5 protein-coding genes are annotated in these 5,114 nt (G+C 38.6%); all 5 read left to right on the forward strand.

What is annotated here, in order from left to right:
• The first annotated feature begins 166 nt into the window (after window positions 1–166).
• Window positions 167–1,696 carry a 4-alpha-glucanotransferase gene (gene malQ, locus K6G87_RS11545; protein WP_296837328.1) on the forward strand — a complete coding sequence of 510 codons (1,530 nt, stop codon included), beginning with the start codon at window positions 167–169 and terminating at the stop codon, window positions 1,694–1,696.
• A 188-nt stretch (window positions 1,697–1,884) separates the two neighbouring features.
• A complete protein-coding gene (locus tag K6G87_RS11550; RefSeq protein ID WP_296837331.1) occupies window positions 1,885–2,424 on the forward strand; it encodes a CYTH domain-containing protein in 540 nt (179 codons plus the stop codon).
• A gap of 76 nt (window positions 2,425–2,500) precedes the next feature.
• Window positions 2,501–3,949, forward strand: a complete 1,449-nt coding sequence (gene tig / locus K6G87_RS11555) for a trigger factor (protein WP_296837333.1) — start codon at window positions 2,501–2,503, stop codon at window positions 3,947–3,949.
• Between the two features lie 370 nt (window positions 3,950–4,319).
• Window positions 4,320–4,940 (forward strand): ATP-dependent Clp endopeptidase proteolytic subunit ClpP, encoded by a 621-nt coding sequence (clpP, locus tag K6G87_RS11560; protein ID WP_296837335.1) that lies wholly within the window; start codon window positions 4,320–4,322, stop codon window positions 4,938–4,940.
• Window positions 4,941–4,962: 22 nt separating this feature from the next.
• Window positions 4,963–5,114, forward strand: a 152-nt coding sequence (locus tag K6G87_RS11565) for a ClpX C4-type zinc finger protein (RefSeq protein ID WP_296837338.1), incomplete at its 3' end; no start/stop codon positions are given.

The following is a 5,114-nucleotide window of genomic DNA, read 5'->3' on the forward strand; positions in this document are numbered from 1 at the left end:
AACATGAGCAAAGTAGCACGTAGTGCGGATTTGTGAATGTTTGAGGATTGTGGGAGTTTCGTAGAAACGGAACAATCCGACCGTCATAAGGTGTCAAAAGGTACTTTTGACACCTACATCATTTTAAGTATTTATAATAATAAATTTAAATACAGGGGGTCACATAATGTCCAAGAATACTGTCAAAACAAGAAGAAGCGGAGTACTTCTTCCTGTATCAAGCATTCCTTCACCGTATGGAATAGGTACTTTTGGAAAGGAAGCCAAAAAATTCATTGATTTTTTAAATAAAGCAGGCCAGAGCTATTGGCAGATCCTGCCACTTGGACCTACAAGCTATGGGGATTCACCCTATCAGTCTTTTTCCACATTTGCAGGAAATCCTTATTTTATAGATATTGATACTCTTATAGAAAGAGGATTTTTGAAAAAAGAGGATCTTAAGAGCTTTGATTTTGGCAAAGATCCTTCATGCGTTGATTATGAAAAGTTATATAAAGGGCGTTTTAAGCTCTTAGAGAAAGCTTATAATAACAGCGGCCTTTCATCAAAGAGCACCAACGGAGCAGATCCTTCTTATGTGAAGAAGTTTGCGGCTTTCATTAAAAAGAATGCATGGTGGCTTGATGATTATGCTCTTTTTATGACGATCAAGAATCTTCATAACGGACAGGGCTTTAATAAGTGGCCTGACAATGAGCGTTTAAGAGATGCTAAAACGCTTGATAAGTACATGGACAAGTATGACGATCAGATCAACTTCTATCGTTTTCTTCAGTTTGAATTTGCAATTCAGTGGGCTGACATCAAGAATTATGCACACGAAAGTGGCGTTGAGATAATAGGAGATATTCCTATTTATGTAGCTTATGATAGTGCTGATACCTGGGCTAATCCGGAGCTATTCCAGTTTGACAAGGACAATGTTCCTCTTGGAGTTGCAGGATGTCCTCCGGATTCATTTAGTGCTACAGGTCAGCTTTGGGGCAATCCTTTATATAACTGGCCTTATCACAAAAAGACAGGTTATAAATGGTGGATGAAGCGAATAAGCCACTGCTTCGAACTCTATGACGTAGTAAGAATCGATCATTTCAGAGGTTTCGATGAGTATTATTCAATTCCTTACGGTGATCCTACTGCTGAGTTTGGCCACTGGGAGAAGGGACCAGGATATGATCTTTTCAAGGCAATGAAGGACAATTTTGGTGACAGCTTAAGAGTTATAGCAGAAGACCTTGGCTTCCTTACTCCATCTGTATTAAAACTTGTTCAAAGAACCGGTTTTCCAGGTATGAAGGTTTTACAGTTTGCATTTGATTCAAGAGAGGAAAGCGACTACCTTCCTCATAACTATCCTCATAACTGTATTGTTTATACAGGAACTCATGACAATGAGACAACAAGAGGCTGGTTTGAAACCTGTAATTCCAAGGACAGAGCATTTGCCAAGAGATATCTCGATATTCATACAAGAAAAGATATAGCATGGATTTTTATAAGAAGCGCAATGTCTTCAGTAGCAGATACATGTATTATTCCTATGCAGGATTATCTTAACCTTGATGACTCTGCAAGGATCAATACACCATCTGTACTTGGAGGCAACTGGCAGTGGCGTATGGACAGTAAATCCTGCACCAAAGAACTCGCAGAACGCATGTATGATATGACCAAGCTTTACGGAAGAATATAATAAGACTATTATTCACAGATATGATAAACTATTTACGGCTTTATTATATCTGTGAATTTTTTTATTATAATTCAAACTTCCCGCTTGTTTTGGGGAGAATGAAGGTTGTGATGCTTGATACCGCTGATACTAAGAATTAGAAAGGAATAGATCAGGTTATTGGTATATTACCTGATCACAATATGACTATGGGACTTGAAATAGAGAAGAAATTTACTGTCAAAAAACTGCCTGATGATCTTAAAAGATATGCTTATCACCATATTGAGCAGGGATATCTTAACGTTCATCCTGCAATAAGAGTAAGGCAGGAAGATGATCATTATTATATGACCTATAAAAGTGCAAACGGGATCATGGCCAAGGAAGAATATAATATGGACCTTGATGAAGCTTCTTATAAACATATGTTAAAAAAGGCAGACGGTAATATCATAACCAAAAAAAGATATCTGATTCCTTTAAATGAAGATGCATTTTCAAAAGAATATCTTGATGAGCACAAGGAAGATGCCAAAGCTTTTTGGGATGGCAATATAAAGATAGAACTTGACGTATTTGAAGGATTTTTTGAAGGACTTATAATAGCTGAAGTTGAGTTCCCGTCTATAGAAGCAGCAGATAATTACAAGCCTGCAGACTGGTTTGAAAAAGAAGTTACAGGCATGAAAGAATACAGTAATGCACAGCTTACAAAACTTGAAAAATTTATTGTGGAAAAAGCTTGACACATGTGGTACAATTCATAAATGGCTGTGTTTATGTTTATTATGCACATATTTTTAAGGAGGATTTTTTCATAAAATGAGCGTACAGGTAGAAAAATTAGAAAAGAGCATGGCGAAGCTTACTATCGAAGTTGCTGCAGAAGAACTCGAGAAAGCTATTCAGAATGCTTATAATAAGGATAAAAACAAGATCCAGCTTCCTGGTTTCCGTAAAGGTAAAGCTCCTCGTAAGATGATCGAGCGTATGTACGGCGTAGGCGTTTTCTATGAAGATGCTGCTAACGAACTTATTAACAACGAGTATCCAAAGGCTGCTGAAGAGAGCGGCGAGTCAATCGTATCTAATCCTAAGATCGAGGTAGTACAGATTGAGTCTGGTAAGCCTTTCATCTTTACAGCAGAAGTTGCTCTTAAGCCACCGGTTGGCCTTGGAAAGTACAAGGGAATCAAGGTTACAAAGCAGGATACAGAAGTAACAGACGCTGATATCGATGCTGAGATCAAGACAGAGCTTAACAAGAATGCAAGAGTTGTAGATGTTACAGATCGTGCAGTTAAGATGGATGACCAGATCACACTTGATTTCGAAGGATTTGTTGATGACAAAGCTTTCGAAGGTGGTAAGGGAACAGATTATCCTCTTACAATCGGTTCAGGTTCTTTCATTCCTGGATTCGAGGATCAGCTTGTTGGTGCTGAGATCGGCAAGGAAGTTTCTGTTAACGTTTCTTTCCCTGAAGAGTATCAGGAGAAGTCACTTGCAGGTAAGGCTGCTACATTCAAGTGCACTGTAAAGGGCATCAAAGAGAAACAGCTTCCTGAATTAAATGATGAGTTCGCTTCAAACGTATCTGAGTTTGAGACTCTTGCTGAGTACAAAGAGAGCGTTAAGAAGAAGCTTGAAGATAGAAAGAATGCTGAAGCTAAGGCTAAGAAGGAAGATGAGGCTGTTAAGGCTCTTATCGATGATTCAGAGATCGAGCTTCCTGAACCTATGGTTGAGACTCAGCAGAGACAGATCGTTAACGATTTCGCTCAGAGAATGCAGTATCAGGGACTTACAATGGAGCAGTATCTTCAGTATACAGGCACAACAGCTGAGAAGATGCTTGAGCAGGTAAGACCTCAGGCTGAAGAGAGAATCAAGAGCCGTCTCGTTCTTGAAGAAGTTGCTAAGGCTGAGAACATCGAAGTATCTGACGACGAAGTTAATGCTGAAGTTCAGAAGATGGCTGACCAGTATCAGATGGAAGTTGAGAAGGTTAAGGAAATCCTTGGTGAGAGCCAGCTTAAGACTCTTCGTGAGGACCTTGCTGTTCAGAAGGCTGCTGATTTCATCGTAGAGAACGCTAAAGAGACAGCTGCTAAGAAGACAACTAAGAAGGCTGAGAAGGCTGACGATGAGGAAGCTGAAGAGAAGCCAAAGAGAACAAGAAAGACTGCAGCTAAGAAGGCTGATGCTGAAGAAGCTACAGAAGAAAAGCCAAAGAGAACAAGAAAGACAACAAAGAAGACAGAAGAATAATTCTTTGATTTCTTGTAAATACAGGCTAATATATATTTAATTATATAATATCCTCCATAAGCAGACTTATATAATACGTAAATCTGCTTGTGGAGGTGATTTTTGTATATGACATTTTATCAAATACCAGGTCTTGAAATACTAAAGAAAGGGTTAATAAATGTCGATATATTAAGTGGTTTTATTGTTATAAAAATGCGCAAAATGCAGCATTTATCACTTGTTTAGTAGCTGGCTATAGTAATTGGTTATTATGATTTTATAGTTATTTCATTGATTTACCCCACTGGAAAGCGTAAACTTATATTGTGATGCTGTATTTACAAAGATTTATTACAATCCGACATTAAAAGATTGGAGGACAATTAAAATGAGTTTGGTTCCTTATGTCATTGAACAAACAAGCCGTGGAGAACGTTCATATGATATATATTCACGTTTGCTTGAAGATCGTATTATCTTTTTAGGTGAAGAAGTTAATGCAACATCTGCAAGCGTTGTAGTAGCACAGCTTCTTTTCCTTGAAGCAGAAGATCCTTCTAAGGATATTCACCTTTATATCAACAGCCCTGGTGGTGAGATCACTTCCGGTATGGCTATATATGATACTATGCAGTACATCAAATGTGATGTATCTACTATTTGTATAGGTATGGCAGCAAGTATGGGTGCATTCCTTCTTGCAGGCGGTGCTAAAGGCAAGCGTCTTGCACTTCCTAATGCAGAGATCATGATCCATCAGCCTTCAGGCGGTTCACAGGGTCAGGCTACAGAAATTGAGATTGCTGCTAAGCACATCTTAAAGATCCGTGAGAAGATGAATACAATCATGGCTGAGAATACAGGAAGACCGTTTGAAGAAGTTGCAGCTGCAACTGAGCGTGATAACTGGATGTCAGCTGAGGAAGCACTTAAGTTTGGTCTTATCGATTCTGTTGTAACAGCCAGATCAGAGTCTGGTGAAGAGAAAGACAAGAAAGATAAGAAATAATTCTAACTTATAAGGAGTAAGAATGGCAGGTAAAATTTCCGGAGAAATCAGATGCTCTTTTTGCAATAAGACTCAGGATCAGGTCAAGAAGCTTATAGCTGGACCTGCAGGTGTATATATTTGTGATGAGTGCGTTGAGATATGCTCAGATATAATTGAAGAGGAATTTGAAGA

Source organism: Butyrivibrio sp., assembly GCF_024699075.1.

Bases quoted from the DNA above. Each gene is read 5' to 3' on its own strand.
- malQ (WP_296837328.1), top strand. From the start codon at position 167: ATGTCCAAGAATACTGTCAAAACAAGAAGAAGCGGAGTACTTCTTCCT.
- K6G87_RS11550 (WP_296837331.1), top strand. From the start codon at position 1,885: ATGGGACTTGAAATAGAGAAGAAATTTACTGTCAAAAAACTGCCTGAT.
- tig (WP_296837333.1), top strand. From the start codon at position 2,501: ATGAGCGTACAGGTAGAAAAATTAGAAAAGAGCATGGCGAAGCTTACT.
- clpP (WP_296837335.1), top strand. From the start codon at position 4,320: ATGAGTTTGGTTCCTTATGTCATTGAACAAACAAGCCGTGGAGAACGT.